This window comes from Ensifer sp. R1-3 (assembly GCF_056739175.1).
Map to the genome: position 1 here is coordinate 76,414 of NZ_CP096517.1, position 26,620 is coordinate 103,033.

Here is a 26,620-nt window from a genome sequence, read left to right on the forward strand (position 1 = left end):
ATGCGTCCGGTTGGCGTGACAGCTACGCCAACCCGTGGCATAGGGGTACCCGCAACCAGATAGGCCGTCTTCCGCATGATCCGTATCGAAAATATCAGCAAGTCCAACAGTCACCGCATACTCTACATCGAAGCCTCTGCAGCGTTGAACCGCGGCGAAAAGATCGGGCTCGTTGGTCCGAACGGAGCGGGAAAGACGACCCTCTTCCGGATGATCACCGGTCAGGAACTGCCCGACGAGGGGCAGGTCGCGGTCGAGAAGGGCATGACGATCGGCTATTTCGATCAGGATGTCGGCGAGATGGCCGGTCGGTCGGCCGTCGCCGAGGTGATGGAAGGGGCAGGCCCGGTCAGCGCCGTGGCTGCGGAGCTGCGTGAGCTCGAAACGGCCATGTCGGATCCGGATCGCATGGATGAAATGGATGCGATCGTCGAGCGCTACGGCGAGGTGCAGGCGCGATACGAAGAGCTCGATGGCTATGCGCTCGAGGGACGTGCCCGCGAGGTGCTCGCCGGCCTAAGCTTCAGCCAGGAGATGATGGACGGCGACGTCGCCAAGCTGTCGGGCGGCTGGAAGATGCGCGTGGCGCTCGCCCGCATCCTTCTGATGCGCCCGGACGTCATGCTGCTCGACGAACCGAGCAACCATCTCGATCTCGAAAGCCTGATTTGGCTGGAGAACTTCCTGAAAGGCTATGACGGCGCTCTGCTGATGACGTCGCACGACCGCGAGTTCATGAACCGGATCGTCACCAAGATCATCGAGATCGACGGCGGCGCGCTGACGACCTATTCCGGCGATTATGGCTTCTATGATGAGCAGCGTGCGCTGAACGCGAGACAACAGCAAGCCCAGTTCGAGCGCCAGCAGGCGATGCTCGCCAAGGAGATCAAGTTCATTGAACGTTTCAAGGCCCGTGCCTCTCACGCCTCGCAGGTTCAGAGCCGGGTGAAGAAGCTTGAAAAGATTGACCGCGTCGAGCCGCCGCGTCGTCGCCAGACCGTCGCCTTCGAGTTCTTGCCGGCTCCGCGCTCCGGCGAAGACGTCGTCAACCTCAAGAGCGTCCACAAGACCTATGGCAGCCGGACGATCTATGACGGCCTCGATTTCATGGTGCGCCGGCGCGAACGCTGGTGCATCATGGGCATCAACGGCGCGGGTAAATCGACATTGCTCAAGCTGGTCACCGGCACCACCAACCCGGACAAGGGCAGCGTGTCACTCGGCGCCAGCGTCAAGCTCGGCTATTTCGCCCAGCATTCCATGGATCTGCTCGACGGCGAGAGCACCATTCTGCAATGGCTGGAGGAACGCTTTCCCAAGGCCGGACAGGCGCCGCTTAGAGCGCTGGCTGGCTGTTTCGGCTTTTCCGGCGATGACGTCGAGAAGCGATGCCGGGTGCTCTCCGGCGGTGAGAAGGCGCGGCTGGTGATGGCCGCAATGCTGTTCGACCCGCCGAACTTCCTCGTCCTCGATGAGCCGACCAACCATCTCGACCTCGATACGAAGGAAATGCTGATCAAGGCGCTCTCGGCCTATCAGGGCACGATGCTGTTCGTTTCGCACGATCGCCGTTTCCTGTCGGCACTTTCCAATCGCGTTTTGGAGCTTACGCCTGACGGGATCAATCAATATGGCGGTGGTTACAGCGAATATGTGGAGCGCACCGGGCAAGAGGCGCCGGGCCTGCGTGGGTGACGGGCTGCGCCTCCACGGCATGCGCCCCCGTTGACGCTTGGCGGTATTGCGCCGTGCGAAGGCGGGGCGCCTTCGCGCGAGACCACTCACTCGACATCGATGCGGATCAATCGATCGGTATGCGGCGGCCCGTCCCGCACGCAGAGAAATATATCGTGGATGCGGATCGCCTTGAACGGCAAGTCCTTCCAACGGATTGAGATAGCAGCATTCCGGCACCAGCTTAAGTCGGCGTGAGACTGCCACCCGCGCGCTCTAAAGAGCGGCGGATTTCGGGGAGTTTAAACGCACTCTCCCACCAGTTCCTGCCTGATCGTCCTTCCGCAACGAGGCGTGGCGAGCAACTCCCATTTCAGGTCATGAAGCTCGGCAATTGCGCCGCCAAGGCATCGACGGCAACGCGAACTTTGAGCGGCAGATGCGGCGTCTGCAGCCACACTGCATGGCAATCATAAAGAAATGGAGGCTGCTCCGGCAGAAGCCGGACGAGCGTGCCCGCCTCGATCCGCCCCCGCACCAGCCAGTAGGGAAGCCATGCAAGTCCCAGCCCTCGTGCGGCGGCGTCAGCGATCGCATCTAGGTCGTCGAGGCGGAACCGGTGGAGCGGTGTCACCTCCGATGACGATTGTCCCGGCCTTGGGAAAAGCCAGGGCGAGACGGGGCCGGACCGGCGATAGACGACTGCCGAGTGCTGGGCCAGATCCTCGGGGGCCTCGGGGCAGCCATGTGATTCCAGATAGGAGGGTGAGGCGCACACGATCATCGGCTGGCGTGCGACACGACGGGCAATCAATCCGGCCCTGTCCTCCAACACGCCCGTGCGGATAGAGAGATCAAAGCCGTCTTCGGCAAGGTCGATGATGCGGTCGTTGAACGAGAGGTCAAGTTCCAGCGCTGGGTATTTTCGGGCGAGTTCCAGCAACACAGGAGTGACGCAGTGCCGGCCGAAATGGACCGGCATAGTCACACGCAGTTTGCCGCGCGGTTCGGAAAGCTGATCGGACGCAAGCGCATCCGCTGCTTGCGCTTCCGCGAGCACTACCCGGCAGCGTTCGTAATAGACATAACCGAACTCCGTCAGGCTCTGTCGCCGCGTGGTGCGGTTGATAAGCTGCACCCCAAGCCGATCCTCCAGGGACCGAACATGCTTGCCGACCATCGGCCCGGACAGTCCAAGGGCTTCCGCTGCGGCGGCGAACGAGCCGAGATCGACCGCTTTGACGAATACAGCCATGCTGGTCAGGCGATCCATATTAAAAACTCCCCGTTTCGACTGTGCTGTCTTTCTCGCCATTTATCGGCTGAATCACTGCTGTCATAGATCATTCAACACATTTGTTTTGGAGTCTTGCCATGGCGCGCGTCGTTCGCTTTCACGAGTTGGGTGGTCCGGAGGTGCTTCGAATCGAAGATGTGCATGTGCCGGAGCCCGGGCCCCATGAGGTCCGCATTCGCGTCAAGGCGCTGGGCCTCAACCGGGCCGAGGCTTTGCTCCGCTCGGGTGCCTATATCGAGACGGCAACCTTTCCTTCCGGCCTCGGCCTTGAGGCAGCAGGTTTTGTGGAAAGGGTCGGACCGGGCGTTCAAGGGTTTATTCCTGGCGATCCGGTCAGCGTTTTGCCACCGAAATCGATGATCCGGTGGCCCGCCTATGGGGAACTTGCGATATTTCCTGCCGCGCTCCTCGTCAGGCATCCGCCGTCGCTGAGCTTTGAAGAGGCGGCCGCTGTGTGGATGCAGTATCTGACCGCCTATGGCGGCCTGGTCGATATCGGGGGGCTTCGCAGGGGGGATTTCGTCGCCATCACCGCGGCATCGAGCAGTGTCGGGCTTGCCGCAATTCAGATCGCCAACATGGTCGGCGCCATACCGGTAGCCGTCACCCGGACCTCCGCGAAGCGGCAAGGCCTGCTGGAGGCCGGCGCGGCCCATGTCATCGCCTCCATGGAGGAGGATCTGGAAGCGCAGCTGAAGCGAGTTTCCGGACAGCACGGAATTCGCGTCGTGTTCGATCCCGTAGGCGGCCCAATCTTCGAGCCGTTGGCGGCCGCGATGGCATCGGGCGGCATACTTGTCGAGTATGGCGGTCTGAGCCCGGAGAAGACTCCGTTCCCGCTGTTTGCCGTGCTGAGCAAGTCACTGACGCTGCGTGGCTACCTAGTCCATGAACTGCTCGCCGATCCGGGGCGCCTGGAGCGCGCCAAGGCATTCATTTTGGATGGTCTGGTATCGGGCGCCCTGAGGCCGATCATCGCCAGGGCGTTCCCATTCGACCAGATCGTCGAGGCGCACCGTTTTCTGGAGTCGAACGAACAGTTCGGCAAGATCGTCGTGACGGTTTGACGGGCAATGCGAGCGGTCAGTCAAAGACTCAAGCGAACCGCATCGCCGATCTTTCGCGCGCTCTTGCCGCTACTTCCTCACGATTGCGTGGAGGCTGCGAAGTCTCCAGCGCGTCCAGAAGTTCGCGGGCGCATGCCGCGATCGAATCGACCGCGCGCTCGAACGCAGCCTCATTGCGCTTCGACGGTTTGGTCGTTCCGCTCAGCTTGCGCACGAACTGCAGCGCCGCGTCACGGACTTCCTCGTCCGTCGCCGGCGGGTCGAAATTGAACAGGGGTTTTATGTTTCGGCACATGATTTGCTCCCGGTCATCTCTCTCCCTGTCACCAAGGGAGGCTGCCCAGTTGAAGGTAGTCGCGTGACCGCAATTTGCAACCGGTCAGGCCGGCCATGGCGATAAGCCGCGCCCGGACCCGACCTACGACAGCAAGTACATGCTTGCCCGTGACCGTTGATCAACTGGAGCTTAGAACGTAGCGGCGATTGCCGGCAAGCGCGGGTCGTGCGTTCATCGAATACAGTGCGGTGAATTTCTTGATGTCGCCCGGGTCCACCTCGACCGCTTCCATCGCCACCATCCAGTCGACGATCTCACTGCACGGAGGAGTGGTCAGTGATCCCTCATACGTCCAATAGCTAAGCGAGGATGGCAGGAGGCCTTTCGGGTCAATGGTGATGAGCGGCGATTCTTCGCCGGGGTTCCGCGGGAACTTCTCTGCCAGGCTTGCGAAGGTCGAGTTGGCCGCACCGGGAACAAGGAAGACGCCCAGCACGCCGAGCGTGCCGGTCTCGGCATTCTTGTGGACGAAATGCGCTTCCATCGGGAAGCTCTTGCCGTCGACAAAATGCTCGCTCGGCGAATGGAAGTGATATTGCACCAGGTCATAGGATTTGTCGCCGCGCCGGAGCGTACCGCCTGCAGCGTTCACCTGGATCGTATGGCCATTGTTGAGAATCGTGCCGCCACTCTTCCAGTCCGCCGTGAGCTCCGGAATATCGGCCTTGACCGCGCCGCGGATGTCAATCGGCGATTGCTGCGAGCCGGCCGAACAGGCACTGTTCTCCTTGGCTAAAGAGCCCCAATGCTCAGGGCCCTCTTCGCCCTCATAGCGCCAGTGCACCCCCTCTGCGGCGTAGGCCGTTTTGACGCAGAGCGGGCAGGCGGCAAGCAAGGCCAAGCCCCTGAGGAAATCACGCCTCTCCATTCATAAACCTTTCGAATGATCACGAGCAGATGCACTCGCAGGAACTGGATGTGCCCCATTAGCTGTCCAACAACTGTCAGGGTGACGACATTTTGGAAAGCGATGCGTAAAATGACCTTGTTCTTCGAAGGCTACGCATCACGGCGTTTTCGGGAAACGGCATTGCTGCCTGAAGGGTTTCTAAGATTGGTCATCTTGCGAAGGACGCAAGCTGCTGACGACGCGCTCCGCGGAGACAACGGGCTGCACCACCCGGCGAGCGTCTGGTCGAGCGCGATCTGTGCGTTCAGCTCGCTGTCGGCCGTACGATGGTCCCTGAAGTGCTGCGACATCTCGAATCCGAAAGTTTGGTTGCGAACTTGCCGAAGGGGCCGATCGTTTCGCGGTTGGATCTGAACGAGGCGAAGCAGATCGATCAGATCCGAGTTGCAGTGGGGGGCCGCGCGACTGTGCGCGGAGCGGCACGTCCGGCCATCGTCGAGGCTCTGGAAGCGTCTTTCAAAGGGATCCGCGAATGTTACGCTTCACGGCTCCGCCGTGCGCCGGCCACATGATGACGCTGGATCTGGAACTTGGACGCAATGAGCCGTTCATCGTCTTCGACGACGCCGATCTCGATGCTGCGGTAGAAGGGCCGTGATCCGCCAAGTACCAGAACAATGGCCGGACCTGTGTCTGCGCCAATCGGCTCTTCGTGCAGGTCGGCTTCTATGACGACTTTGCCGAGAGGCTCGCCGCCAAGGTCCGGAAGATGAAGGTCGGCAACGGGTTCGAGCCCGGTGCCGACACCGGACCGTTGATTTCGCAAAGGCTCTCGCCAGGGTCCAAGAACATATCAGCGATGCCGTGGCCAAGGGGCGGGAGTGCGGCCTGTTTTTCGAACCGACCGTCCTGATGGGGGGACGATGGAGATGAAGGTCGCGCGAGGAAACTTCGGGCCTGTCGCGTCGCTTTTCAAGTTCAGCACGGAAGAAGCGGTTTTCGAAATGGCCAACAATACCGAGTTCGGTCTTGCGTCCTACTTCTACTCCAAAGACGTCAGTAAGATCTTCCGCGTGCCCGAAGCCCTGGAGTACGGCATGGTTGGAATCAATACCGGACTGATCCACTGAAGTGGCCCTTCGGCGCAATCAAGCAATCCGGACAGGGCCGCGAGGGCTTCAAATGCGGCCTGGATGACTATGTGGAAATCAAATATCTCTGCCTCGAGATTTGAGCGGGGCGCACCTGCAAAGGCGGGCTAGACGTCAACCCGGAGGTGAAGACCGGCGGCGAGAAGATCGGCTACAAGCCATGGCCAGCCCGGTCACAAAGCGGGATGAAGCCTTCAGGATCTTAGCGCGAACCGTTCACCCAAGTGGGTGTATCCTTGCTCTTTTCGCCTGCGCCGTGACCCCTTCGAGAAGCGGAGCACAAATCAACACCTATAGCGATTGGTTGGGGAAGAGCCTTCGTCATGGCGCCAATCCCAGCCATGGCGGCCAAGTTTCCTGCTGACGATGAAGGATCCTCAAAGCCAGTCACCGGGATCGTTCAATCTAAGAAAGATCGAAGCTGCCTTGCGTCCGGGAGGCTGCCGCCTCAGTAGCCGACGACGCGATCGTTTTTCGGGTCTGCCCATCGGGTGTTCGGGACGACGGAAAACCAGCCGGGGCGGGAGGGATCCCGGTCGTAGGGATAGCCGCCGAGCGTCTTATGGAGGTCGGCGTACTGCCCGAGCTTGTCGCGATCGAGCTCCACCCCGAGACCCGGCGCCGTCGGCACCTTGATAGTGCCGTTCTCGTAGCGCATCGGGCCGCCAACGATGATATCGTCCGTGAGCTGGTGATAATGCGCATCCGCGTGGAAGACGAGGTTAGGGAGAACCGCGCCGAGGTGAAGCATGGTGGCGAGCTGGATGCCGAGTTCGCCCGACGAATGTACCGCAATGCCGAGTTGGAAGGTCTCGCAGACGCCCGCCGCCTTCACGCAGGGGCGGATGCCGCCCCAGAAGGTGGTGTCGAGCAGGATCACGTCCACGGCGGGATTGAGGATATTGGTGGCGAGCTGCTCGAAATTCACCACGACGGTATTGGTGGCGAGCGGCATGGTCGTGTTCTCGCGCACCCGCCGCATGCCGTTCAACCCCCAGGTGGGGTCCTCGTAATAATCGTTGTTGAGATCCTCGATGCCCTTGGCGAAGCGGATCGCCTCCTCGACGCTGAACGCCGCGTTCGGGTCGTAGCGGACGCTGTCGGGGCCGAGGGCCTTCGCCCATGCGCGAAAGACCTCCAGCTCGTAATCCGGCGGGAAAACGCCGCTCTTCAGCTTGTGCGAGGTGAATCCGCACTTCTTTTTCAGAGCTAGCGTCTGCTCGATGAGCTGATCGGCCGTGCGCGTCTCGCCCTCGCCCGTGTCCTTGTTGGGAAGGCGGAAAAACATGTAGCTGGCAAAAGGCACCGCATCGCGCATCTTGCCGCCGAGGAGATCGCAGACAGGCACGCCGAGAAATTTGCCCATGATGTCCAGACAGGCGAACTCGATGGCGGCATGCATCTGGGTGCGGTTGTTATAGAGGCTGGCGGTCGGGTTGCAGATCATGAAGCGGAGATTTTCCAGCTCGAAGGTATCATGGCCGAGGAGGTATGGTTTCAAAGCCCGGAACGCAGCCTCGGCGCTCTCTCCGCCTCCGCCCATTTCGCCGAGGCCGACGATGCCCACATCGGTTTCCACCTCGACGATGGTACGCACGAACCGCCCCCAATGTGCGCCGTTGGAATGACGCAGCGGCGCCTCCAGCGGAACGGTGACGGTGGTCGCGCGAATATCGGTGATCCTGGGTCGCTTCATGGGAGGCTCCAATGCAGGCTGTCTGGTGCGAAGGCTGGGGCGCGGGCAGAAACGGTCCCCCTGCTATTGCGCCTCCCCCAGCACGCGCAGGATTTCGTAGCAGGCACCGAATGGATGGTAGTCGGTCTTGCCTGAAGGGCTCTTGATGTCGCTCTGCTTCACACCGTCGGGCGAGAGAATGCGGAACCAGCAGCCATATTCGTGATCGATCAAGTGCCGCCAGCTGTAGCGCCAGAGCCTGTCGTAGTCCTGCCAGTAGCGCTCGCGGCCGGTGCGCCCGGCAAGCGCGGCCGCGGCCGCAATCGTTTCGCAATGGACCCAATGATATTTGTCGAGGTCGTAGAGCTTGCCGTCGGGGCCGTAGCTGTAATGCATGCCGCCGAATTCGAGATCGGCGCTTTTAGCGAGTGCCGTCTCGTAGAGAAGGAGGGCTTTCGGCAGGATCCAGTCCTGCGGACGATAGCGCTCGAGGATCAAGAGCAGCTTGGTCCATTCCGTCATGTGGCCCGGCTGGTAGCCGTAGGGCCGGAAGAGGTGCTTCGGATCGTCCTTGTTGTAGTCCCAGTCGACCGACCAGTCCTGACGGTAATGCTCCCAGACCACGTCCTGAGTGTTGGCGGCAAGCTCGACGCAGATGCGCCGGGCGAGCGTTTCGGCGCGGTCCAGGTAACGGATCTCGCCGGTCGCTTCATAGGCCGCCAACATCGCCTCGGTCATGTGCATGTTGGCGTTCTGCCCCCGGTAGGGCGAAGTCGCCCCCCAGTCGCGGCTGACTTCGTCCTTGTAGAGTTCGCGGTCCGGCTCCCAGAAACGGTTTTCGAGAAGATCCCAGGTCTGCGAAACCCGGGCGCCCGTACCGGGAATTCCGGCCTTCATGGCCGTTGCATAGGCGAGCAGCACGAATGCGTGGCCGTAGCAATGCTTCGTCGCATCCACCGCATCGCGGCCGCGCATCAGCCAGTAATAGCCGCCGTGCTCCGGATCGCGATGAACCTCATCGAGGTATCTTACACCATGGGCGGCCGCTTCCGCGAAGTCCGGACGCTCGAACAGCACCGCGGCGGTCGCATAGTTGAAGATGAAGCGCGTGGTGGAGACGAGATGCTGGGTCTTCCGGTCGGTGATGAAGCCGTCGTCGCGGTATTCGTTGTAGTAGCCTCCGTCTTCCTCGTTGAGGCAGATCGGATGGTAGAAATCCATGATCTCGCGCATGTGGGCGAGCAGGAAGTCTTTCGAGCGGAAATCGGGAATCGGTTTCATGACGGGCCTTCCGGTCAATCTGGAATGACGATGCCGAGCTTGGAAAGAACGCCGCCGTCGATCTTGATATCGGCGCCCGTGATGAAGCGGGCCTTCTCGCTGGCAAGGAAGGCGACAAGTTCGGCGACTTCGGAAGGCTTGCCGACACGGCCCAGCGGATGTCCTTTGCCCCAGGTTTCGAGGGTCGCCTCGACGGTGCCTTCGCCTTTCCACAGATCGGCGGCCCAGCGCAGCATCGGGGTATCGATGGAGGCGGGGCAGACGGCATTGACGGTGATATTGTCTCCGGCGTGATCCAGGGCCATGGCACGCACGAGTGCATTGATCGCGCCCTTGCTCGCCGTATAGGCGGCGACGCCCGTCTGCGAAGCATAGGCTTGCACGGAAGAGATGGCGACGATCGCGCCGCCGCCGCGCTTGCGCATTTCGGGAATGGCGAACTTGGAGGCGAGGAAGATGCCCTTCAGATTGATGTCGAGAACGTCGTCCCAGACCTCATCCGCTGTGTCGACGACGGTGCCGTAGCGCTGGATGCCGGCGCAGCAGGCCAGAATATCGACGCCCCCATGGCGCGATACCGCGGCCTGAACCGCCGCATTCATGTCGGCCTTGGAGCGGACGTCGCCGACGAACCCGGCGGCATTGTCCCCGATCGACGTCACGGCTTCATCGACCGAAGCCTTGTCGTTCGCCACGATCGTCACCTTGCCGCCACCCGCAGCAAAGCGATGGGCACAGGCGAGACCCATTCCGAGGCTGCCGCCGGTGACGACGATGCTCTTGCCGTTGAAATCGCTCATCACGCTATCTCCGAAACAGAAGGGAACTTGTCGGGCGCCTGCCCGAATTTCGGCTCTTCGACGCCGTGCCCCACGCCCTCGACCGCGAAGAGCCCGCCCTCCAGCGGATGCATATCGAGATGATCGCCCGTCATGGTGAAACGCGCCGAGGTCACGTAGAGGGTGGAAAGGACCGGACCGCCAAATGTGCAGCTCGTCGGCCAGCTTGCCGGCAGCTCGATCAGGTGCATGAGACGGCCGGCTCCGTCGAATCCCGCGACGGCTGCACCTCCCGCTACCCGGCAGTTCCAAAGCCGGTCGTCCGCATCGAGGCAGGAGCCGTCTGGCAGGCCGCGTGCGAAGCCGGCCACGATGGTGCGCCGGTTGTCGATCCTCCGGGCGGCAAGATCGCAATCGAACATGTAGATTTCGTTCGCGAGCGTGTCGGCGAAGAAGAAGCGGTTGTCCCGCGTCCAGCCCATGGTGTTGGTGATGCCATATTCGTTAGGCGTGAGCTGCGACACGTGACCGGTTGGATCGATGCGGTAGACCGCGCCCGATTGCCGGTCCATGTCCTTCGGTGAGCCGCCTGCGTCAAGATTGCTCTGCATCGTCGCGACCCAGAAGGAACCGTCCGGTGCGACGCGACCCTCGTTGAGGCGATTTTCCGGCAGATCCGGCTCCGGCATGGCAAACTCCTCGAAAGGTCCGTCGGGCGTCCACAGGCAGACGTTGCGGCTGAGGCCGACGATGAACCCGCCATCCTTCCGCATGCCGATCGACGTCACGAAGTCCGGCGTCGGCCACGTGTCATGACGGCCGTTTTCCGGTTCGAGCCGATGGATGCGTTTGCCGACGATATCGACCCAGTAAAGCGCCTTCTCGTCACCGGACCAAAGGATGCTCTCGCCGACGATGTCCTTCGCATCGAGGAGCAGGGAAACCGTGGCACTCATGGCCGCGTCATGAATCCGTTATGCAACGTCGCGGGACGTCGCCGCTTGCGATCGGCCATCGGTGTCCTCCCAGATCCCGTTTGCATTCTTGTATGCAAGATTCCGGAAAGCGTCAAGTGAGCATCAATGGCGAGTAGCAAACGGAACCCCGTCAGCGTATTCTGCCCGCGATGACAGATTGCATGCAAAAATACATAGGACTCTCAATTTATGACGCGTGACATAAAAATCTCGGCCGCGGAGCATTGCTACCGCACGCTTTCGCGCAAGATCATCGGACTCGAACTGAAGCCGAACGAGCCGATCGGCGAGCATGCGCTGGCCGGCCTCCTCGGGGTCAGTCGTACGCCCGTGCGCGAGGCCCTGTCGCGGCTGAGTGCAGAAGGACTTGTCGATCTCCGGTCACGGGCAGGCGTCGTGGTGGCGCCGATCCGCATGGACGCGGTCAGGACCGCCCAATTTGTTCGCGAACAGCTGGAGCTGGCGATCGTTGCCGAAGCGGCGCAGCAATCGAACCGCCGCGTCCTACTCGGCATCCGGCAGGCCATTGAGGAGCAGGAGCTCGCCATCCTCGAGGACAACCCCGACCTGTTCTTCGAGTGCGACGAACGCATGCACGCGCTTTACTGCAGCCTCGCGGGCCGCGACGGAGTCTGGGCCTTCATCTCGGATGCCAAGAAGCATATGGACCGGGTCCGCCGTCTGTCGATACAGGCGGGGCAACTCGACCAACTGGTCGAGGACCACCGGCGCGTTCTCAAGGCGGTGGGCGAAGGAGACGCAACCAAGGCCCAGGAGATCATGCGGCTGCATCTGCGGCGCGCGGTGGTCGATCTGGGCGAGCTTTCGCAGCGGTTTTCGTCCTATTTCGCGTTGGATGCCGCAGGCGATGCCCGTTAGGGCGCTTCAGTCGAGCGGTTGCTTCCGTAGCACCTCCCAAACAGATTTTTGCAATTCGGCATTGACAACAACCGAAGGCAAATCTATGCACAGGTTAATGCAAACCTATCTGATAGGTTGGAGGTTAACTTGATAGAGCTAAAGGCGGAGGAACAGTCCTCATCCGGGCGTTCCGGCGCGGAGGGGCTGCTCGGCGGCGTCATGACCGCCGTGAAGACCCATATTCGCGAAAACGGTCTTCAGGTCGGCGACTCGCTGCCGAGCGAAGGGACCTTTGCCGAAAAGCTGGGCGTATCCCGCAGCGTCGTGCGCGAGGCCTATCGTTCGCTTGCCGCGCTGACCCTGATCGATATCGGTAATGGCCGGCGTCCTCGGGTGGCCGCGCCCAAAGCGGACGTGCTTGCACTGGTGACCGACCATGCTGTGCATACCGATCAGGTGACGATCCAGCAGATTTTCGATGTCCGCCGGACTGTCGAGCGCCGTACCGTCGTGCTGGCAGCCATGCGCCGCACCGACAAGGAAGCCGCCGAAATCGTCGCGCTTGCCGAAGCGATGCAGCGGGATTTCGACCAGCCCGTCAGGGTGATGGAACACGATATCGCCTTTCACGAAGCGATCGGCAGGGCGTCCCGCAACCCGATGTTCGCGCTGATCGTCGGCTCCTTCCATGTCGTGACGCGCCATACCTGGCCGATCGGCTGGGCGAGCCGCGGCAGCAATGAGACGCGGCAGGAAAGTATCGACGGCCACATGACCATCGCGCAGGCCATCGCTAACGGCGATCCGGCGAAAGGCGAGGAGGCGATGGTCGAGCATTTCGATCTGACGGTAAAGGCGCTTTTGGCGGCAGGAGTTTATTGAGCATGAAGATCACGGAATTAGAAACGGTCCGCGTCCGCGACTTTCCCAATATTCTCTGGGTCCGCATCCACACGGACGAGGGGCTTGTCGGACTTGGCGAGACCTTCTTCATGGCGCAGACCGTGGAGACCTACATCCATGAGGTGGTGGCCCCGAAACTCGTCGGGCGCGACCCGCTGGAGATCGATCGCATCTCGAAGGATCTGACAGGCTATCTCGGCTCCCGGTCGACCGGGGCCGAGATGCGCGGCAATTCGGCGGTGGACATCGGCCTCTGGGACCTTTTCGGCAAGGCGACGAACCTGCCGATCGCCCAGCTTCTCGGCGGCTTCTCGCGCCGCGAGATCCGCACCTACAACACCTGCGCCGGCAACACCTATATGCGCGACGCCAAGGGCCAGCAGACGGCAAATTACGGCATCGGCGGCCCGCGGCGCGACTATGACGACCTGAACGGATTTCTGGAACGGGCGGACGAACTCGCCGAGGACCTCCTGTCGGAGGGCATCACGGCCATGAAGATCTGGCCGTTCGATATCGCCGCGGAGAAGAGCGGCGGTCAGTATATTTCCGGACCGGACCTGCGCAAGGCGCTGGAGCCCTTCGAGAAGATCCGCAAGCGCGTCGGCGACCGCATCGACATCATGGTCGAGTTCCACTCCATGTGGCAACTGACGCCCGCCATCCAGATCGCCCGGGCACTCGAACCCTATGCCACCTTCTGGCACGAAGACCCGATCAAGATGGACTCGCTTTCCAGTCTGAAGCGCTACGCGGCGGCAAGCCGCGCGCCACTCTGCGCGTCGGAAACGCTCGCGACGCGATGGGCCTTCCGCGACCTCATGGAAACGGATGCGGCCGGGGTCGTAATGCTCGATCTCTCCTGGTGCGGCGGGATTTCCGAGGCAAAGAAGATCTCCACCATGGCGGAAGCCTGGCACCTGCCGGTCGCGCCGCATGATTGCACCGGACCGGTGGTGCTCGCCGCGTCGACGCACCTTTCGCTCAACGCGCCGAACGCTCTCGTCCAGGAAAGCGTGCGTGCCTATTACAAGACCTGGTACGCCGACCTTACGACGCAGTTGCCCACTGTGACGAACGGCATGATCACCATCCCGCCGGGGGCGGGGCACGGGGTCGATCTCGCTCCCGATCTCGACCGGAAATTCGAGGTGTCGCGGCGCAGTTCCTAGATCGAGGATTGAAGTTCGACTGGCTTGTATGGTAGTAGGCCAATAGCCGCCGGGAGCTTGGAAGGGGGGGCTGAATGCAGAACATCAAACCGCAGCGCGTTCTGTCCGCGATCGAGGCTGTCGGTCCGCAGGTCTATCGCATCCTGCGCGAGCAGATCATCCAGGCGGAGCTGGTGCCCGGCGCGCGTATCTCCGAAGCGGAGATAGCAAGAAGCCTATCGATCAGCCGCCAACCGGTTCGCGAAGCCTTCATCAAGCTGGCAGAGGAGGGGCTGGTACAGGTGCTGCCCCAACGCGGCACCTATGTGACGCGAATTTCGACGGCATCGGTCATGGACGTGCGCTTCGTGCGCGAGGCGATCGAGGCCGACATCGTGCGCCAGGTCGCCGGCGAGCATCCGGCGGCGATCGTCGACGAACTGCGCGAACAGATCGCTCGCCAGAAGCAGGTGCCGCATGACGATCGCGCTGCATTCCTGCGACTGGACGAACTCTTCCACCACACGCTCGCAACGGCCGCCGGCCGCGCCTATGCCTGGAGCGTCATCGAAAGCGTCAAGGCGCAGATGGACCGCGTCCGGTTCCTGAGCGTCGACGACCTGCAGATCGGCCGTCTGATCGAACAGCACGAGCGCATCGTAGACGCGATCGCGGCACGTGATGTCGGCGGGGCCGAGCAGGCGCTGCGCATGCATCTGCGCGAGATTTTGAAATCACTGCCCGAGATCGCGCGATCGCGGGAGGAATTCTTCGACGGCACCGGGTAACCGGCCGCCGCAATATGATCGATGTTCAACGGGAGGTAACGCATCATGATCAGGAAATTGATAGCAGGAACGGCCCTCGGGCTGACGCTGATGGCTCCAGCCGCCAGCGCGGAAGGTCTCAGCATCGCCTTCATCAGCCACTCGTCGGCCTCGAACACATTCTGGCAGGCGGTCAAGAAGGGCTATGACGACGCCTGCGAAAAGGTCGGGGCCTCGTGCCAGTTGATCCTCACGCAGACGGAAGGCGCGGTTGAGCAGGCCGTCGCCAATCTGCAGGCGGCGATCGCCTCGAGGCCGGACGCGATCTTCGTCGCGATCGTCGACAACAATGCCTATGACAACGTGATCAAGGAAGCCGTCGACGCCGGCATTCTGGTGCTCGCCGTCAATGTCGACGACAGCGAAGGCGCCAAGGGCAACGCCCGTAAGGCCTTCATCGGCCAGGGCTTCACCGCGGCCGGTTACTCGCTCGCCAAGGCCCAGTCGGAAAACTTCCCGAAGGACGGCCCGCTCAACCTGCTGGTCGGCGTCAACGCGCCGGGCCAGACCTGGTCCGAGCAGCGCGCCGGCGGCGTCACGAAATTTCTGGAGGAGTACAAGGCCGAGCATTCCGACCGCGAGGTGAACATCACCCGCATCGATTCGGCGACCGACCTCGCGCTGACCGCCGACCGTATCGGCGCCTATCTCAATGCCAACCCGGACACGACCGCCTATTTCGATACCGGCTACTGGCATGCCGGTGTCGCCAAGGTTCTGAAGGACCGCGGGATCGAGCCCGGCAAGGTCCTGCTCGGCGGTTTCGACCTCGTGCCCGAGGTGCTGCAGCAGATGGAGGCCGGCTATGTTCAGGTGCAGGTCGACCAGCAACCCTACATGCAGGGCTTCATCCCGGTCATGCAGGCCTATCTCTGGAAAACCGCGGGCCTGACACCCTCCGACGTCGATACGGGGCAGGGCATCGTCACTCCGAAGGACGTGCCGACGATCCTCGAACTGGCGAAGCAGGGTCTGCGCTAACCCGGCGCTCCCCATAAGCAAACAGGCGTCTTGCCCGAGCGACTTCGAGACTGGAGCGGGATGCGCGGCTTTCCGTCCGCATCCCGCTCCGGCTCTCCGGATTCGATCACGTTGACGATCTCAGGCACCGACCTGGGATCGCCGTGATCCGGCAGGCACGACGCCGAACCATGAGTGACAGCCCATGAAGCGGTTTCTGAAAATCTATCTCGACAAGCCCGAGCTAGCCGGCCTTGCACTGCTGTTCGTCCTCGTCCTCGTCTTCCAGGCGAAGTCGAACGGCATTCTTCTTTCCTTCGAGAACATGCGTGGCGTGATGGGCCTTCTGCCGGAAATGGCGCTCGTCGCCATCGGCGTGACGCTCCTGATGATCTGCGGCGAATTCGACCTGTCGGTCGGGTCCGTCTTTGCGCTGATGCCCATGTCGATGGCGGTGCTATTGAATTCCGGCGTGCCCTTCCCCGTCGCGGTGCTGCTCGGTCTCATGATCTGCGGGGCGATCGGTTTCATCAATGGTTACGTGACGCTGCAATTCTCGATACCGAGCTTCATCACGACTCTGGGGATGCTCTTCATCGCGCGTTCGCTGACCATCGTCATATCAGGCGGTTTCCCGCCGCTTCTGCCGCCCGACCTGCCGACCTGGCTCTTCACGGACTACATCTGGCAGGGCTCGCCGTTCCGCATGTCCTTCCTCTGGTTCGTCGTCATTGCCGCACTCGTGGCGGCGCTGCTGTCGCTCACCAACTTCGGCAACTGGATTCGGGCGACCGGCGGCTTTAACGAGGCCGCCGCCTCGATGGGCATTCCGGTCAAGCGCGTGAAGATCGTCTGCTTCATGCTTTGCTCCGTACTGGCGGGCTTTGCAGGCCTGCTTCAGGTGCTGCGTCTCGGCTCGCCGCTGCCGTCGATCGGCGAAGGGCTGGAATTGCAGGCGGTCGCCGCGGCCGTCATCGGCGGTACGGCGCTCGCAGGAGGGATCGGCACGGTCTTCGGCGCCATCATCGGCACGCTTCTGATCCGCACGATCGACAACGGCCTTGTCCTTTCCCGTGTCGATGCCAACTGGTTCAAGTTCGCGATCGGGGTTCTGACCATGTTTGCCGTCATCGCCAATGCCTGGATGGGCAAGATGTCCCGCAAGATCAAGGTGGAGGCGCACAAATGACCACACCGATCATCGAATGCCGCAACCTTCAGAAATGGTATAGCGGCGTGCATGCGCTGAAGAATGTCGATCTCACGATCCACCCCGGCGAGACCGTCGGCCTGGTCGGCGACAACGGCGCCGGCAAGTCGACGCTCATCAAGATTCTCTCGGGCGTCCACCATCAGGATTCCGGCGACGTTCTGATCGAAGGCCGCAAGGTAGCTCTTCGCAGCCCAAAGGATGCGATGCGCTACGGGCTGGAGACGATCTATCAGTACAATTCCATGGTTCCGACCATGTCGATCGCCCGCAATCTCTTCATCGGCCGCGAGCCGATGAAATGGTCGGTCTTCGGCGTCGGCATCATGGACCAGAAGCGCATGCGTGTCGAAAGCATCCAGGCCATCGCCGATGTCGACCTGCATCTGCGCTCGCCGGATGCGCTGGTCGGAGAGCTTTCCGGCGGCCAGCGGCAGGGCGTTGCGATCGCGCGCGCCATGCACTTCAAGTCGAAGGTGCTGATCCTGGACGAGCCGACAAACCATCTTTCGGTCAAGGAGACCGACAAGGTGATCGGCTTCGTGCGCGGCTTGAAGGCGCAGGGCCTGACCGGAATCTTCATCTCCCACAACATGCAGCACGTCTTCCAATCCTGCGACCGCATCGTCGCAATGGCCCGCGGCGAGATCGTGTTCGATAAACCGACCGCGGACACTTCGATAGACGAGGTTCACGCGCTTCTGTGAGGTAACGATGACAGAGCTTTCCGGAAAGACCATCCTCATTACCGGCGCGCTCGGCACGCTCGGCCGCGCCCAGGCCGAGCGGCTGGGGCGCGCCGGCGCCGGTTTGCTGCTGCTGCTGGATCGCCCGGGCGCGGAAGCCGGGGAGGGCTTCGCGGCGAGCCTCGCCGCGGCTCACGAAACCATGGCGATCTATGTCGGCGAAGACCTGAATAACCTAGCTTCGGCGGAAAATTGCGCAGCTACGCTTTCCAGCGAGCATGGCGGCATCGACATTCTCATCAACAATGCGGCGCTCATCATCAACAAGCCTTTCGAGGAATTTTCGCTGGAGGAATACGAAGACCAGGTCCGCGTCAACTCGTCGGCGGCTTTCGCGCTTGCCCGAGCCGTAACGCCCGGGATGAAGCAGAAGCGCTACGGCAAGATCGTGAACTTTTGCTCCCTCACGTTGAACGGCCGCTGGGACGGCTATGTGCCCTATGTAGCGTCCAAAGGCGCGATGCTGGGGCTGACGAAGGCGCTTGCGCGGGAACTCGGCCCCCACGGCGTGCGCGTCAACGCTGTGTCGCCGGGCGCGGTGGTTTCGGAGGCGGAAGAGCGGGTCTTTGCCGACCGACTGCAACAATACAATGATTGGATCGTCGAAAACCAGTCGCTGAAGGCGCGCATCCAGCCCTCGGACGTCGCCGACCTGGTCCACTTCCTCGTCTCGCCGGCCTCCGACATGATTTCCGGCCAGAACATCGCGATCGACGGCGGCTGGTGATGCCGGCGATCGAGCTCTCCAACGGCGAGGCCCGCCTCCTCGCGCGGCCCGACCTTGGCGCCGGGCTGACGGCATTCGACGTGCTGCACGATGGCGTCTGGCAAGCGATCTTCCGCAGGGTCGATCCGTCGACCGCGCATCCCTTCGCGCTTTCGAACATTCTGCTTGTTCCTTTTTCCGGGCGTGTTTCCGGCGGCGGGTTCACGTTTGACGGAACCTTTCATGCCCTGCCGCGGAACGTGGAAACGGAGCTATACCCGATCCACGGGAACGGCTTTTCGGCCGCCTGGGACGTCGCCTCCCTGAGCGCGGATCTGCTCACGCTCACCCTATCCGCCGAGGGACCGGGGCCTTTCCGCTACGATGCGACGATGTCCTACCGCCTACAGGGCGCCGGCCTGCTCATGGAGCTGAGCCTTGTCAACCGCGCCAGGATCCGTCTGCCCTATGGCGCGGGTTTTCATCCCTGGTTCGTGCGCGAGCCGGATACGACGCTGCACGCGCCGGCCCGCGGCGTTTGGCTCGAGCAATCCGATCACCTGCCAAAGGCCCATGATGCCATAGCCGCACAAGCGGATTTGGATTTCAACAGGCCGAAGCCATTGCCGGCGCGCTGGATCAACAACTGGTTCGACGGCTGGGACGGCAAGGCGCGCATCCACTGGCCGAGTCGGGGGCTCGCGGTGGACGTGGATGCGAGCGAGAGGCTCCGCCAGTACGTCGTCTTCTCGCCCGCTGCGGCTGCAGATTTCTTCTGCTTCGAGCCGGTAACGCACCCTGTCGATGCGTTCAATCTGCCCGGCAAGGCCGAAGCCCACGGGCTCAAGATTCTCGAACCGGATGAATCGCTGGCCGTCTCTGCCCGTGTCGCCGCAGACTTTGGCTGAGCATGTCGTCAGCCACGGGTTCCCGGCGCAGCGCCAGTTGCAGAATGCCCGGTGAGCTCAGATGCTGCAGCCGCAAGGTTGAAGTGTTCTGATCGCGGAGAGAGCAGAGAATTTCCGCTTTTCCTGCTTTAACTCCTGTTTGCTGCTGTGCGGAAAATCGGTGCGCACTTTTCCTGGAATTGCTCTAGCGATTGACCGTCGACTATAATCCCTCCACGCATTCTGTTCCGATCGGTAGTCAATGTCCTCCCAAGAACGAAAGAAGTCTCGCGTTACGCTTCTCGACGTTGCGCGACACGCCAGCGTTTCCCGTGCGACCGCTTCCCTTGTTCTTCGCAAGAGCCCGCTGGTCGGCAGTGAGACGCGCGCTCGCGTCGAGCAGGCGATGCGGGATTTGGGCTATGTCTACAACATCGGCGCAGCCCGTCTGCGCGTCGAACGCAGCCAGATCATCGGCGCAATCGTGCCGAATCTCACCAATCCATTCTTCGCGGAACTCCTTTCAGGTATCGAGGAGGCTATCGGAGCCACCGGCAAGGTGGTCATTCTCGCCAATAGCGGGGAGAGGGTGGAGCGGCAGTCGATGCTGCTCCAGCGCATGCGCGAACATGGGGTGGACGGGGTCGTTCTTTGCCCCGCCGCGGGCACCGAACCTGACCTGTCCGAGCAGTTAGCCGCGTGGGGTATGCCCGTCGTCCAGGTATTGCGCCACATTTCCGTCGATATGGACTATGTCGGCGTGGACTATGCCGGCGGCATGCGTCAGGCGGTGGATTATCTCGCTTCGCTCGGTCATGAGAAGATTGCCTTTGCGGTCCACGGGCCGCTTCATTCTGCCTATCGCGAGCGCGTGGACGGCTTCCGTGACGCCATGCTGGCAAAGGCGTTCGATCCCGAGATCCTGATCCATTTGCCGGCACAGCTCGGAGAAATCGCCGACTCGACCCACCTTCTGTTCGCAAAGGCTACACAGCCAACTGCCGTGATCTGCTTCAATCATCTTGTCTCTCTCGGCCTTGCAGCAGGACTTCACGATTGCGGGCTCACAATCGGACGCGATCTCTCGCTGATCGGCTTCGACGACGTGGCTGACGCCGAGGCCATCCGGCCGAGACTGACCTCGGTCTCGACCGGCCCCACCGCGATCGGCGAAATGGCGGCGCGGCTCCTTGTCGAGCGCATCGCCAATCCGGATTTGCCGCCGCGGCGCGTGGTGAACGATACGACGCTGAGCGTTCGGCAGTCCTGCGGCCGGCCCGCCTGATCGCGCCCGTTCCTGCCGTCATTTGCGGTTGACGCATGTCAGGAAACATTTTAGATCGATCTAACTGACGCAGATCGCGGGAAGCGCGGCATGCGGCGCCGGTAGTGTGGGAGGAGGTCCCGGCATGTACGAGTTCAACTTCGCGCCTGTACTCGCGTCTTTCGACCAGTTGCTGGTCGGCGCCTGGCTGACGGTTCGCCTGTCATGTGCAGCCATGTTGATCGGCCTCGTCGTTTCAGTCTTCTGCGCCTGGGGAAAGACGGCAGGACCGGCGATCCTGCGTCACGTAATCGATGGCTATATCGAGATCATCCGAAACACGCCTTTCCTGGTGCAGATATTCTTCATCTTCTTCGGCATGCCTTCGCTTGGCCTGAGGCTTTCGCCGAACAGCGCGGCGCTGCTGGCGCTTGTCGTCAATTTCGGCGCCTACGGTACGGAAATCATCCGCGCCGGGATCGAATCCATTCATAAGGGGCAGGTAGAGGCCGGCTGGGCGCTTGGGCTGTCGAGGCCCCAGATTTTCCGCTACGTCGTCATGAAGCCCGCCTTGCGCACCGTCTATCCCGCGCTCACCAGTCAGTTCATTTACCTGATGCTGAATACCAGCGTCGTGTCGGTCATCTCAGCGGATGACCTGGCTGCTGCCGGCAACGACCTCCAATCCGCCACCTTTGCGAGCTTCGAGGTCTATATCGCAGTCACTCTGATCTATCTTGCCCTGTCGGTCGGTTTCTCCGCGCTGTTTTACGCGCTCGAGAAAGCGGCCTTCAAATATCCCCTCGGCCGTTAGGAGCACTGTCATGATCAGAGCCTTCGGCTGGAACGAGTTTCTCGTCATCGTCGCCGCGGCACAGTGGACGATCGCCCTGTCCGCGATCGCCTTTGCCGGCGGCAGCGTCGGCGGACTGCTAATGGCATTGATGCGCGTCTCCGAGACGCGAGCGCTGCGCCTCTTCGCCACGGGCTTCATCCGCGTCTTCCAGGGGACGCCGCTTCTGATGCAGCTCTTTCTGGTATTCTTCGGCATGAACATCTTCGGCTTTGCGATCAATCCCTGGATTGCCGCGACCATTGCGCTCGCGCTCCACGCCAGCGCCTTCCTGGGCGAGAGCTGGCGCGGCTGCATCGAGGCCGTGCCGAAGGGACAGCGCGAGGCGGCGACTGCGCTCGGCCTGCGCTATTTCCGGTCGATGCGTCACGTGATCCTGCCTCAGGCGGCCCGTATCGCCGTCGCACCCACCGTCGGTTTCCTGGTGCAGCTCATAAAGGGCACCTCGCTCGCATCGATCATCGGCTTTACCGAGCTGACCCGGCAAGGGCAGATCATCAACAATGCGACGTTCAGTCCGTTCCTGGTCTTCGGCACCGTTGCCGCCGTCTATTTTCTGCTTTGCTGGCCGCTGTCGCTGATCGCACGCCGAATGGAAACACGTTTTTCCCGGGCAACGGCACGTTGACGGGCCCCCGCCGGCGGGAGGGCCGGCATATGAGAAGGGAAGGGCTAATGAATATCTCTAGACGCACAGCAATATCTGTCCTCGGCGCTGCGATTGTCGCGGGCCTGGTGGCGCCCGCAGCAGCGCAGACGGTAGAGACGATCAAATCGGCCGGTACGGTGAAGGTCGGCATGCTGGTCGACTTTCCGCCGTTCGGGATCATGGACGCGAACAACCAGCCGGATGGTTACGATGCCGATGTTGCAAAGCTGCTTGCCAAGGAGCTCGGAGTCGAAGTGACGATCGTGCCGGTGACGGGGCCCAACCGCATACCCTACCTGCAGAGCAATCAGGTTGATCTGCTGGTCGCCTCGCTAGGCATCACCGAGGAGCGCGCCAAGAACGTCGATTTCTCGCAGCCTTACGCAGGTATCTCGATCGGCGTGTTCGGCGCCGCGGACCTGGCCGTCACAAAGCCTGAAGATCTGGCCGGCAAGACGATCGGCGTCGCCCGCGCCAGCACGCAGGACACCGCGACCACAAAGATTGCCCCGCAGGACGCCAACATTCAACGCTTCGACGACGACGCCAGTGCGGTGCAAGCGCTCCTTTCCGGACAGGTCGAGCTGATCGGCGTTTCCAATGTCGTCGCCGCCCAGATCGAAGCCGCCGCCCCTGGGCGGTTCAATCAGAAGCTTCAGCTGAGCCAGCAGGTTCAGGGTATCGCCGTTCGCAAGGGATCGAGCGAGATGTTGAAGTTCGTCAACGGCTTCCTCGACAAGGTCAAGGCGGACGGACAGCTCAATGCCATCCACGAGAAGTGGCTCGGATCTCCGCTGCCGGAATTCGTCACTGAAGCGAAATAGAATGGAGCCCTCGCGATGAACACGGAACGCGAACACGCCTCGCCCCCGGATTCGCGCGAGGCTTTGGACCCGGCCGTCCGCATGGAGGGCGTAAACAAGTGGTATGACGCCTTTCACGCGCTCAAGAACATCGATTTGACGGTCGGCCGCGGCGAACGGATCGTCATCTGTGGACCATCGGGTTCCGGCAAGTCGACGTTGATCAGGTGCATCAACCAGCTCGAGACCATTCATTCGGGCAGGATCGTCGTGGACGGCCACGACCTGACCGCCGGCGGGCGGAACGTCGATCTGGTCCGGCAGGAGACCGGCATGGTCTTCCAGCAGTTCAACCTTTTCCCGCACATGACGGTGCTGGAGAACTGCACGCTGGCTCCCATGAAGGTTCGGGGACTCGCCAAGGCAGAGGCCGAAGAGACGGCGATGAAATATCTCAAACGGGTGCGCATCCCCGAGCAGGCGGTGAAATATCCGGCGCAGCTTTCGGGCGGGCAGCAGCAGCGCGTCGCGATCGCGCGGGCACTGTGCATGAACCCCAAGATCATGCTCTTCGACGAGCCGACCTCGGCCCTCGATCCGGAAATGGTCAAGGAGGTCCTGGACACGATGGTGGATCTCGCCAACGAAGGCATGACCATGCTTTGCGTCACGCATGAGATGGGCTTCGCACGAAGCGTCGCCGATCGTGTCGTCTTCATGGACCGCGGCGAGATCCTGGAGATCGCCCCGCCCGATGCCTTCTTCGGCGCCCCGCAACACGAGCGCACGCGCTTCTTCCTCGGCCAGATCTCCTGATGGCCACATCCAGGTAATTGGAGTTTCGAAACGTGAAACCAGATCTATTGCTCGTAGAGCCGATGATGCCGTTCGTCATGGACGAACTGCAGCGGAATTATACGGTTCACAGGCTTTACCAGGCCGCCGATCGGCCGGCGCTCGAAGCGGCACTCCCATCGATCCGCGCGGTTGCTACGGGCGGCGGCGCGGGCCTTTCCAATGAATGGATGGAGAAGCTTCCATCACTGGGGATCATCGCAATCAACGGGGTCGGGACGGACAAGGTGGATCTCGCCCGGGCGCGCCGTCGCAACATCGATGTGACGACGACGCCGGGTGTCCTCGCGGACGACGTCGCTGACCTCGGTATGGCGCTCATGCTCGCCGTCCTGCGGAGGGTCGGCGATGGCGACAGGCTGGTGCGCGAAGGCCGCTGGGCCGCTGGCGAACAACTACCGCTCGGCCATAGCCCGAAGGGAAAGCGGATCGGCGTACTCGGCCTCGGTCAGATCGGGCGGGCACTGGCGTCGCGCGCGGAGGCCTTCGGCATGTCGGTGCGATACTGGAACCGGTCCACCCTTTCCGGCGTCGACTGGATCGCGCATCAGAGCCCGGTCGACCTCGCGCGCGACAGCGACGTTCTGGCCGTCTGCGTGGCGGCGAGTGCGGCGACGCAGAACATCGTCGACGCGTCCCTTCTTCAGGCGCTCGGTCCCGAGGGTATCGTGGTAAACGTCGCGCGTGGCAACGTCGTCGACGAGGACGCCCTGATCGAAGCGTTGAGGTCCGGAACGATCGCGGGTGCCGGGCTCGATGTCTTCGTCAACGAACCCGCAATCCGCAGCGAATTCCATACCACGCCGAATACGGTGCTCATGCCGCATCAGGGCAGCGCGACGGTTGAGACGCGCATGGCCATGGGCAAGCTCGTGCTTGCAAATCTCGCCGCCCACTTTGCCGGCGAAAAAGCGCCGAACACCGTCAATTGAAGCGGGAAAAGACATCATGATCGTTCGTCAGGCCCTGTTCGAGGGAACCATCCGTCCTGGCCGGGAGCAGGCATTCCGTGGATACGTCGAAGAGAAGCTGGTGCCCCTGTGGCGGGCCTTTCCAGGCGTCAGGGAAGTTCGGGTGCTCCATGCTGTCGACCGGGACGAGGGGGCGCCAGCCTTCGCAATGATCCTTTCCACGACCTATGACGACCGCGAGGCTTTGGCGCGGGCCCTGGCGTCGCCCGTGCGCTACGAAAGCCGCGAATTGACGAAGGGTCTGCTGGAGATGTTCGAAGGGCACATTCACCACCATGTGTTCGAGCTGGACGCCCGATCGACGGCTTGAATGTGCGCTGCTCCCCAGGCCGCCAATCCGTAGCACCTGCCCAGTTTTAAGGCGATGGACACGGCCCACGCTCATGACATTGCGGCGAGGGTTGTGCAGGGTGCAAGCGGTCGATCGATATTCCAAGTTCATCCGAACAATTTGGGCGGCACGCGGCGTTTCACATACGTAGCGTATATGTGAGTTGACACGCGCGGCGGATCCTGGTTCACATACGCTGCGTATGTAGAGCTGGCAGCGCGATCCCGGGCTGACCACAATCAGCCTGCGCCGGCAGAAACGATGAAAAGGAATGAACAGATGACGCGACGCGACGCAGTCTTTCCCGCCAACCGGCATGCCCTGTACGAAGCTCACGGATATTCAGCCGCGATCCGCTCCGGCGACCTCCTGTTCGTCTCCGGGCAGGTCGGCAGCCGTTCCGATGGTAGTCCAGAACCGGATTTCGGGCGACAGGTCCAATTGGCTTTCGACAATCTACGGGCGACGCTGAATGCGGCGGGCTGCACCTTCGACGATATAGTCGATGTGACCACGTTCCATACCGACCCCGAGAACCAGTTCGAAACAATCATGGCTGTCAAGAATCAGGTCTTCGGCACTCCACCCTATCCCAACTGGACCGCGCTGGGCGTAAACTGGCTTGCCGGGTTCGATTTCGAGATCAAAGTCATCGCGCGCATTCCCGAGGCGGCATAGGATTTCTTCCACCGGAGCGCCGGCACCGCTGCCTAGGATCCCGAAAGCTCAAGCATTCTGAGGCTTCGTCGGAACTTGAGACCGAGCCTCCGCATTTCTTCGTGGAAGCACGAAGGAGGCTTAGGTGAAAACGGCGTTGGCGGTATTTGGCGGGTTCGTCCTGTCACTCGCGTTGTTCCTGAGCGGGGCGGTTGTCGCAGTCTTGTTCCTCACCGGCAAGCCTGCGCGCCAGCCGCAGCTGGACGTGAATCAGTCAGAAGTATGGACCAAGCAGCCGCGAGCAGTCGACAGGACGGCCCAGCAATTCGAGCGGCTGCCCGCCCGCCCCGCCCCGTCCGACGTCAACGCTTCGAGAGAGCCTGAGACGCCCGCAATGGCCAATGAGGCCGAAAAGGAACGCTCTCCGGAGCCTTTGGACAGGATGGCCACCGCTTCAATTCAATCGCCGCCAGCGGAGGAGGAGCCGACGGCGTCGACAGTGCCTGCTGCTCATGCCGAATGGTGTGCGAGACGCTATCGCAGCTATCGTCCGTTCGACAACACCTACAGATCGTTCAGTGGCGGACGGCGGTCCTGCAACTCACCCTATATGGATGCGGCGTGGGGGCCGTCGGAGGATCCTTCGCCTGTACCGCGCGGTATCGATGCGGAAGATGCCGATGACCCCTCGACGCAGATGGAATACTCGGCCGGTGATGGCGAGGCAATCCGACTGACGCAAGAGCATGTTGCCTATTGCTTCAGCCGCTACCGCTCCTACCGCCCGGAAGACAACAGTTACCAGCCTTACAGCGGCGGCCCGCGCAGGCAGTGCCGGTAACGGGGCGCCTGGTCGATTGCGCCGGGAGTCGGCGTCAACCGATTGAAAACAAAA

Annotated in this window: 27 protein-coding genes and 2 pseudogenes; 22 read left to right on the forward strand and 7 right to left on the reverse strand. The window is 62.0% G+C overall.

Going from position 1 to position 26,620, the window contains the following annotated elements:
* Positions 1-75 precede the first annotated feature (75 nt).
* Positions 76-1,698: a ribosomal protection-like ABC-F family protein gene (gene abc-f, locus M1D43_RS25280; RefSeq protein ID WP_017277086.1), complete on the forward strand. Its 1,623-nt coding sequence runs from the start codon at positions 76-78 to the stop codon at positions 1,696-1,698.
* A 352-nt stretch (positions 1,699-2,050) separates the two neighbouring features.
* Here abc-f and M1D43_RS25285 read toward each other — a convergent pair whose 3' ends face one another.
* Positions 2,051-2,950 carry a LysR family transcriptional regulator gene (locus tag M1D43_RS25285; RefSeq protein WP_027989007.1) on the reverse strand — a complete coding sequence of 300 codons (900 nt, stop codon included), beginning with the start codon at positions 2,948-2,950 and terminating at the stop codon, positions 2,051-2,053.
* A gap of 101 nt (positions 2,951-3,051) precedes the next feature.
* Here M1D43_RS25285 and M1D43_RS25290 point away from each other — a divergent pair, with 101 nt between their 5' ends.
* Positions 3,052-4,041 carry a zinc-dependent alcohol dehydrogenase family protein gene (locus tag M1D43_RS25290; RefSeq protein WP_017277088.1) on the forward strand — a complete coding sequence of 330 codons (990 nt, stop codon included), beginning with the start codon at positions 3,052-3,054 and terminating at the stop codon, positions 4,039-4,041.
* Positions 4,042-4,069: 28 nt separating this feature from the next.
* Here M1D43_RS25290 and M1D43_RS25295 read toward each other — a convergent pair whose 3' ends face one another.
* Both M1D43_RS25295 and M1D43_RS25300 read right to left on the reverse strand, forming a co-directional pair.
* Positions 4,070-4,336: a DUF2277 domain-containing protein gene (locus M1D43_RS25295; protein WP_003525378.1), complete on the reverse strand. Its 267-nt coding sequence runs from the start codon at positions 4,334-4,336 to the stop codon at positions 4,070-4,072.
* A 160-nt stretch (positions 4,337-4,496) separates the two neighbouring features.
* On the reverse strand, positions 4,497-5,246 hold the full coding sequence (locus M1D43_RS25300; RefSeq protein WP_010967021.1) for a carbonic anhydrase: 750 nt from the start codon (positions 5,244-5,246) through the stop codon (positions 4,497-4,499).
* A gap of 251 nt (positions 5,247-5,497) precedes the next feature.
* Between M1D43_RS25300 and M1D43_RS25305 the strand changes: the two are divergent.
* A pseudogene (locus M1D43_RS25305) lies at positions 5,498-5,776 on the forward strand (GntR family transcriptional regulator); the annotation flags it as partial.
* Positions 5,767-6,462 (forward strand): annotated as a pseudogene (locus M1D43_RS25310) (aldehyde dehydrogenase family protein); the annotation flags it as partial. The pseudogenes M1D43_RS25305 and M1D43_RS25310, both read left to right, overlap by 10 nt.
* 365 nt (positions 6,463-6,827) lie before the next feature.
* Here M1D43_RS25310 and M1D43_RS25315 read toward each other — a convergent pair.
* The 4 genes from M1D43_RS25315 to M1D43_RS25330 form a co-directional block, all read right to left on the reverse strand.
* Positions 6,828-8,075, reverse strand: coding sequence for an enolase C-terminal domain-like protein (locus M1D43_RS25315; RefSeq protein WP_015445390.1), 1,248 nt, complete (start codon positions 8,073-8,075; stop codon positions 6,828-6,830).
* Between the two features lie 63 nt (positions 8,076-8,138).
* Positions 8,139-9,335, reverse strand: coding sequence for an AGE family epimerase/isomerase (locus M1D43_RS25320; RefSeq protein ID WP_127668069.1), 1,197 nt, complete (start codon positions 9,333-9,335; stop codon positions 8,139-8,141).
* Positions 9,336-9,349: 14 nt separating this feature from the next.
* On the reverse strand, positions 9,350-10,135 hold the full coding sequence (locus M1D43_RS25325) for an SDR family NAD(P)-dependent oxidoreductase (RefSeq protein ID WP_010967027.1): 786 nt from the start codon (positions 10,133-10,135) through the stop codon (positions 9,350-9,352).
* A complete protein-coding gene (locus tag M1D43_RS25330; RefSeq protein WP_088195915.1) occupies positions 10,135-11,070 on the reverse strand; it encodes an SMP-30/gluconolactonase/LRE family protein in 936 nt (311 codons plus the stop codon). Before M1D43_RS25330 ends, M1D43_RS25325 begins: the two co-directional genes overlap by 1 nt.
* Before the next feature lie 210 nt (positions 11,071-11,280).
* On the opposite strand from M1D43_RS25330, the gene M1D43_RS25335 reads away from it, so the two are divergent.
* The 18 genes from M1D43_RS25335 to M1D43_RS25420 all read left to right on the forward strand — a co-directional run bounded on the left by M1D43_RS25335 (position 11,281) and on the right by M1D43_RS25420 (position 26,566).
* Entirely contained in the window at positions 11,281-11,970 is a 690-nt protein-coding gene (locus M1D43_RS25335) for a GntR family transcriptional regulator (RefSeq protein WP_010967029.1), read from the forward strand.
* 129 nt (positions 11,971-12,099) lie between these two features.
* On the forward strand, positions 12,100-12,834 hold the full coding sequence (locus M1D43_RS25340) for a FadR/GntR family transcriptional regulator (protein WP_010967030.1): 735 nt from the start codon (positions 12,100-12,102) through the stop codon (positions 12,832-12,834).
* A 2-nt stretch (positions 12,835-12,836) separates the two neighbouring features.
* Positions 12,837-14,027, forward strand: a complete 1,191-nt coding sequence (locus M1D43_RS25345) for a mandelate racemase/muconate lactonizing enzyme family protein (RefSeq protein WP_498814661.1) — start codon at positions 12,837-12,839, stop codon at positions 14,025-14,027.
* A 74-nt stretch (positions 14,028-14,101) separates the two neighbouring features.
* Positions 14,102-14,794, forward strand: coding sequence for a GntR family transcriptional regulator (locus M1D43_RS25350; RefSeq protein WP_014532122.1), 693 nt, complete (start codon positions 14,102-14,104; stop codon positions 14,792-14,794).
* A 45-nt stretch (positions 14,795-14,839) separates the two neighbouring features.
* Entirely contained in the window at positions 14,840-15,814 is a 975-nt protein-coding gene (locus M1D43_RS25355) for a sugar ABC transporter substrate-binding protein (protein WP_015242696.1), read from the forward strand.
* A gap of 184 nt (positions 15,815-15,998) precedes the next feature.
* Positions 15,999-16,982, forward strand: coding sequence for an ABC transporter permease (locus tag M1D43_RS25360; protein ID WP_015242695.1), 984 nt, complete (start codon positions 15,999-16,001; stop codon positions 16,980-16,982).
* Positions 16,979-17,710, forward strand: coding sequence for an ATP-binding cassette domain-containing protein (locus tag M1D43_RS25365; RefSeq protein WP_014528188.1), 732 nt, complete (start codon positions 16,979-16,981; stop codon positions 17,708-17,710). Before M1D43_RS25360 ends, M1D43_RS25365 begins: the two co-directional genes overlap by 4 nt.
* Before the next feature lie 7 nt (positions 17,711-17,717).
* On the forward strand, positions 17,718-18,476 hold the full coding sequence (locus tag M1D43_RS25370; RefSeq protein WP_127643256.1) for an SDR family oxidoreductase: 759 nt from the start codon (positions 17,718-17,720) through the stop codon (positions 18,474-18,476).
* Positions 18,476-19,363 carry an aldose 1-epimerase gene (locus M1D43_RS25375; protein WP_127643257.1) on the forward strand — a complete coding sequence of 296 codons (888 nt, stop codon included), beginning with the start codon at positions 18,476-18,478 and terminating at the stop codon, positions 19,361-19,363. The genes M1D43_RS25370 and M1D43_RS25375 overlap by 1 nt, the downstream gene beginning before the upstream one ends.
* A 241-nt stretch (positions 19,364-19,604) precedes the next feature.
* The gene (locus tag M1D43_RS25380) at positions 19,605-20,627 is read left to right on the forward strand and encodes a LacI family DNA-binding transcriptional regulator (RefSeq protein ID WP_153444270.1); all 1,023 of its coding nucleotides are present in this window, start codon (positions 19,605-19,607) and stop codon (positions 20,625-20,627) included.
* Between the two features lie 124 nt (positions 20,628-20,751).
* On the forward strand, positions 20,752-21,420 hold the full coding sequence (locus tag M1D43_RS25385; RefSeq protein WP_010967039.1) for an amino acid ABC transporter permease: 669 nt from the start codon (positions 20,752-20,754) through the stop codon (positions 21,418-21,420).
* A 10-nt stretch (positions 21,421-21,430) separates the two neighbouring features.
* Entirely contained in the window at positions 21,431-22,087 is a 657-nt protein-coding gene (locus M1D43_RS25390; RefSeq protein WP_498814663.1) for an amino acid ABC transporter permease, read from the forward strand.
* 47 nt (positions 22,088-22,134) lie between these two features.
* Entirely contained in the window at positions 22,135-22,932 is a 798-nt protein-coding gene (locus tag M1D43_RS25395) for a transporter substrate-binding domain-containing protein (RefSeq protein ID WP_033050809.1), read from the forward strand.
* 15 nt (positions 22,933-22,947) lie between these two features.
* Positions 22,948-23,727 (forward strand): amino acid ABC transporter ATP-binding protein, encoded by a 780-nt coding sequence (locus M1D43_RS25400; RefSeq protein ID WP_014528194.1) that lies wholly within the window; start codon positions 22,948-22,950, stop codon positions 23,725-23,727.
* Positions 23,728-23,789: 62 nt separating this feature from the next.
* Positions 23,790-24,698 (forward strand): 2-hydroxyacid dehydrogenase, encoded by a 909-nt coding sequence (locus M1D43_RS25405; RefSeq protein ID WP_046067071.1) that lies wholly within the window; start codon positions 23,790-23,792, stop codon positions 24,696-24,698.
* 16 nt (positions 24,699-24,714) lie between these two features.
* Positions 24,715-25,047, forward strand: coding sequence for a putative antibiotic biosynthesis monooxygenase (locus M1D43_RS25410; RefSeq protein WP_014528196.1), 333 nt, complete (start codon positions 24,715-24,717; stop codon positions 25,045-25,047).
* Positions 25,048-25,347: 300 nt separating this feature from the next.
* Positions 25,348-25,746, forward strand: coding sequence for a RidA family protein (locus M1D43_RS25415; RefSeq protein ID WP_014528197.1), 399 nt, complete (start codon positions 25,348-25,350; stop codon positions 25,744-25,746).
* Positions 25,747-25,870: 124 nt separating this feature from the next.
* A complete protein-coding gene (locus M1D43_RS25420) occupies positions 25,871-26,566 on the forward strand; it encodes a BA14K family protein (RefSeq protein WP_010967046.1) in 696 nt (231 codons plus the stop codon).
* Positions 26,567-26,620: the final 54 nt, after the last annotated feature.

Bases quoted from the DNA above. Each gene is read 5' to 3' on its own strand.
- abc-f (WP_017277086.1), top strand. From the start codon at position 76: ATGATCCGTATCGAAAATATCAGCAAGTCCAACAGTCACCGCATACTC.
- M1D43_RS25285 (WP_027989007.1), bottom strand. From the start codon at position 2,950: ATGGATCGCCTGACCAGCATGGCTGTATTCGTCAAAGCGGTCGATCTC.
- M1D43_RS25290 (WP_017277088.1), top strand. From the start codon at position 3,052: ATGGCGCGCGTCGTTCGCTTTCACGAGTTGGGTGGTCCGGAGGTGCTT.
- M1D43_RS25295 (WP_003525378.1), bottom strand. From the start codon at position 4,336: ATGTGCCGAAACATAAAACCCCTGTTCAATTTCGACCCGCCGGCGACG.
- M1D43_RS25300 (WP_010967021.1), bottom strand. From the start codon at position 5,246: ATGGAGAGGCGTGATTTCCTCAGGGGCTTGGCCTTGCTTGCCGCCTGC.
- M1D43_RS25315 (WP_015445390.1), bottom strand. From the start codon at position 8,075: ATGAAGCGACCCAGGATCACCGATATTCGCGCGACCACCGTCACCGTT.
- M1D43_RS25320 (WP_127668069.1), bottom strand. From the start codon at position 9,335: ATGAAACCGATTCCCGATTTCCGCTCGAAAGACTTCCTGCTCGCCCAC.
- M1D43_RS25325 (WP_010967027.1), bottom strand. From the start codon at position 10,135: ATGAGCGATTTCAACGGCAAGAGCATCGTCGTCACCGGCGGCAGCCTC.
- M1D43_RS25330 (WP_088195915.1), bottom strand. From the start codon at position 11,070: ATGAGTGCCACGGTTTCCCTGCTCCTCGATGCGAAGGACATCGTCGGC.
- M1D43_RS25335 (WP_010967029.1), top strand. From the start codon at position 11,281: ATGACGCGTGACATAAAAATCTCGGCCGCGGAGCATTGCTACCGCACG.
- M1D43_RS25345 (WP_498814661.1), top strand. From the start codon at position 12,837: ATGAAGATCACGGAATTAGAAACGGTCCGCGTCCGCGACTTTCCCAAT.
- M1D43_RS25350 (WP_014532122.1), top strand. From the start codon at position 14,102: ATGCAGAACATCAAACCGCAGCGCGTTCTGTCCGCGATCGAGGCTGTC.
- M1D43_RS25355 (WP_015242696.1), top strand. From the start codon at position 14,840: ATGATCAGGAAATTGATAGCAGGAACGGCCCTCGGGCTGACGCTGATG.
- M1D43_RS25360 (WP_015242695.1), top strand. From the start codon at position 15,999: ATGAAGCGGTTTCTGAAAATCTATCTCGACAAGCCCGAGCTAGCCGGC.
- M1D43_RS25365 (WP_014528188.1), top strand. From the start codon at position 16,979: ATGACCACACCGATCATCGAATGCCGCAACCTTCAGAAATGGTATAGC.
- M1D43_RS25370 (WP_127643256.1), top strand. From the start codon at position 17,718: ATGACAGAGCTTTCCGGAAAGACCATCCTCATTACCGGCGCGCTCGGC.
- M1D43_RS25375 (WP_127643257.1), top strand. From the start codon at position 18,476: ATGCCGGCGATCGAGCTCTCCAACGGCGAGGCCCGCCTCCTCGCGCGG.
- M1D43_RS25380 (WP_153444270.1), top strand. From the start codon at position 19,605: ATGTCCTCCCAAGAACGAAAGAAGTCTCGCGTTACGCTTCTCGACGTT.
- M1D43_RS25385 (WP_010967039.1), top strand. From the start codon at position 20,752: ATGTACGAGTTCAACTTCGCGCCTGTACTCGCGTCTTTCGACCAGTTG.
- M1D43_RS25390 (WP_498814663.1), top strand. From the start codon at position 21,431: ATGATCAGAGCCTTCGGCTGGAACGAGTTTCTCGTCATCGTCGCCGCG.
- M1D43_RS25395 (WP_033050809.1), top strand. From the start codon at position 22,135: ATGAATATCTCTAGACGCACAGCAATATCTGTCCTCGGCGCTGCGATT.
- M1D43_RS25400 (WP_014528194.1), top strand. From the start codon at position 22,948: ATGAACACGGAACGCGAACACGCCTCGCCCCCGGATTCGCGCGAGGCT.
- M1D43_RS25405 (WP_046067071.1), top strand. From the start codon at position 23,790: ATGATGCCGTTCGTCATGGACGAACTGCAGCGGAATTATACGGTTCAC.
- M1D43_RS25410 (WP_014528196.1), top strand. From the start codon at position 24,715: ATGATCGTTCGTCAGGCCCTGTTCGAGGGAACCATCCGTCCTGGCCGG.
- M1D43_RS25415 (WP_014528197.1), top strand. From the start codon at position 25,348: ATGACGCGACGCGACGCAGTCTTTCCCGCCAACCGGCATGCCCTGTAC.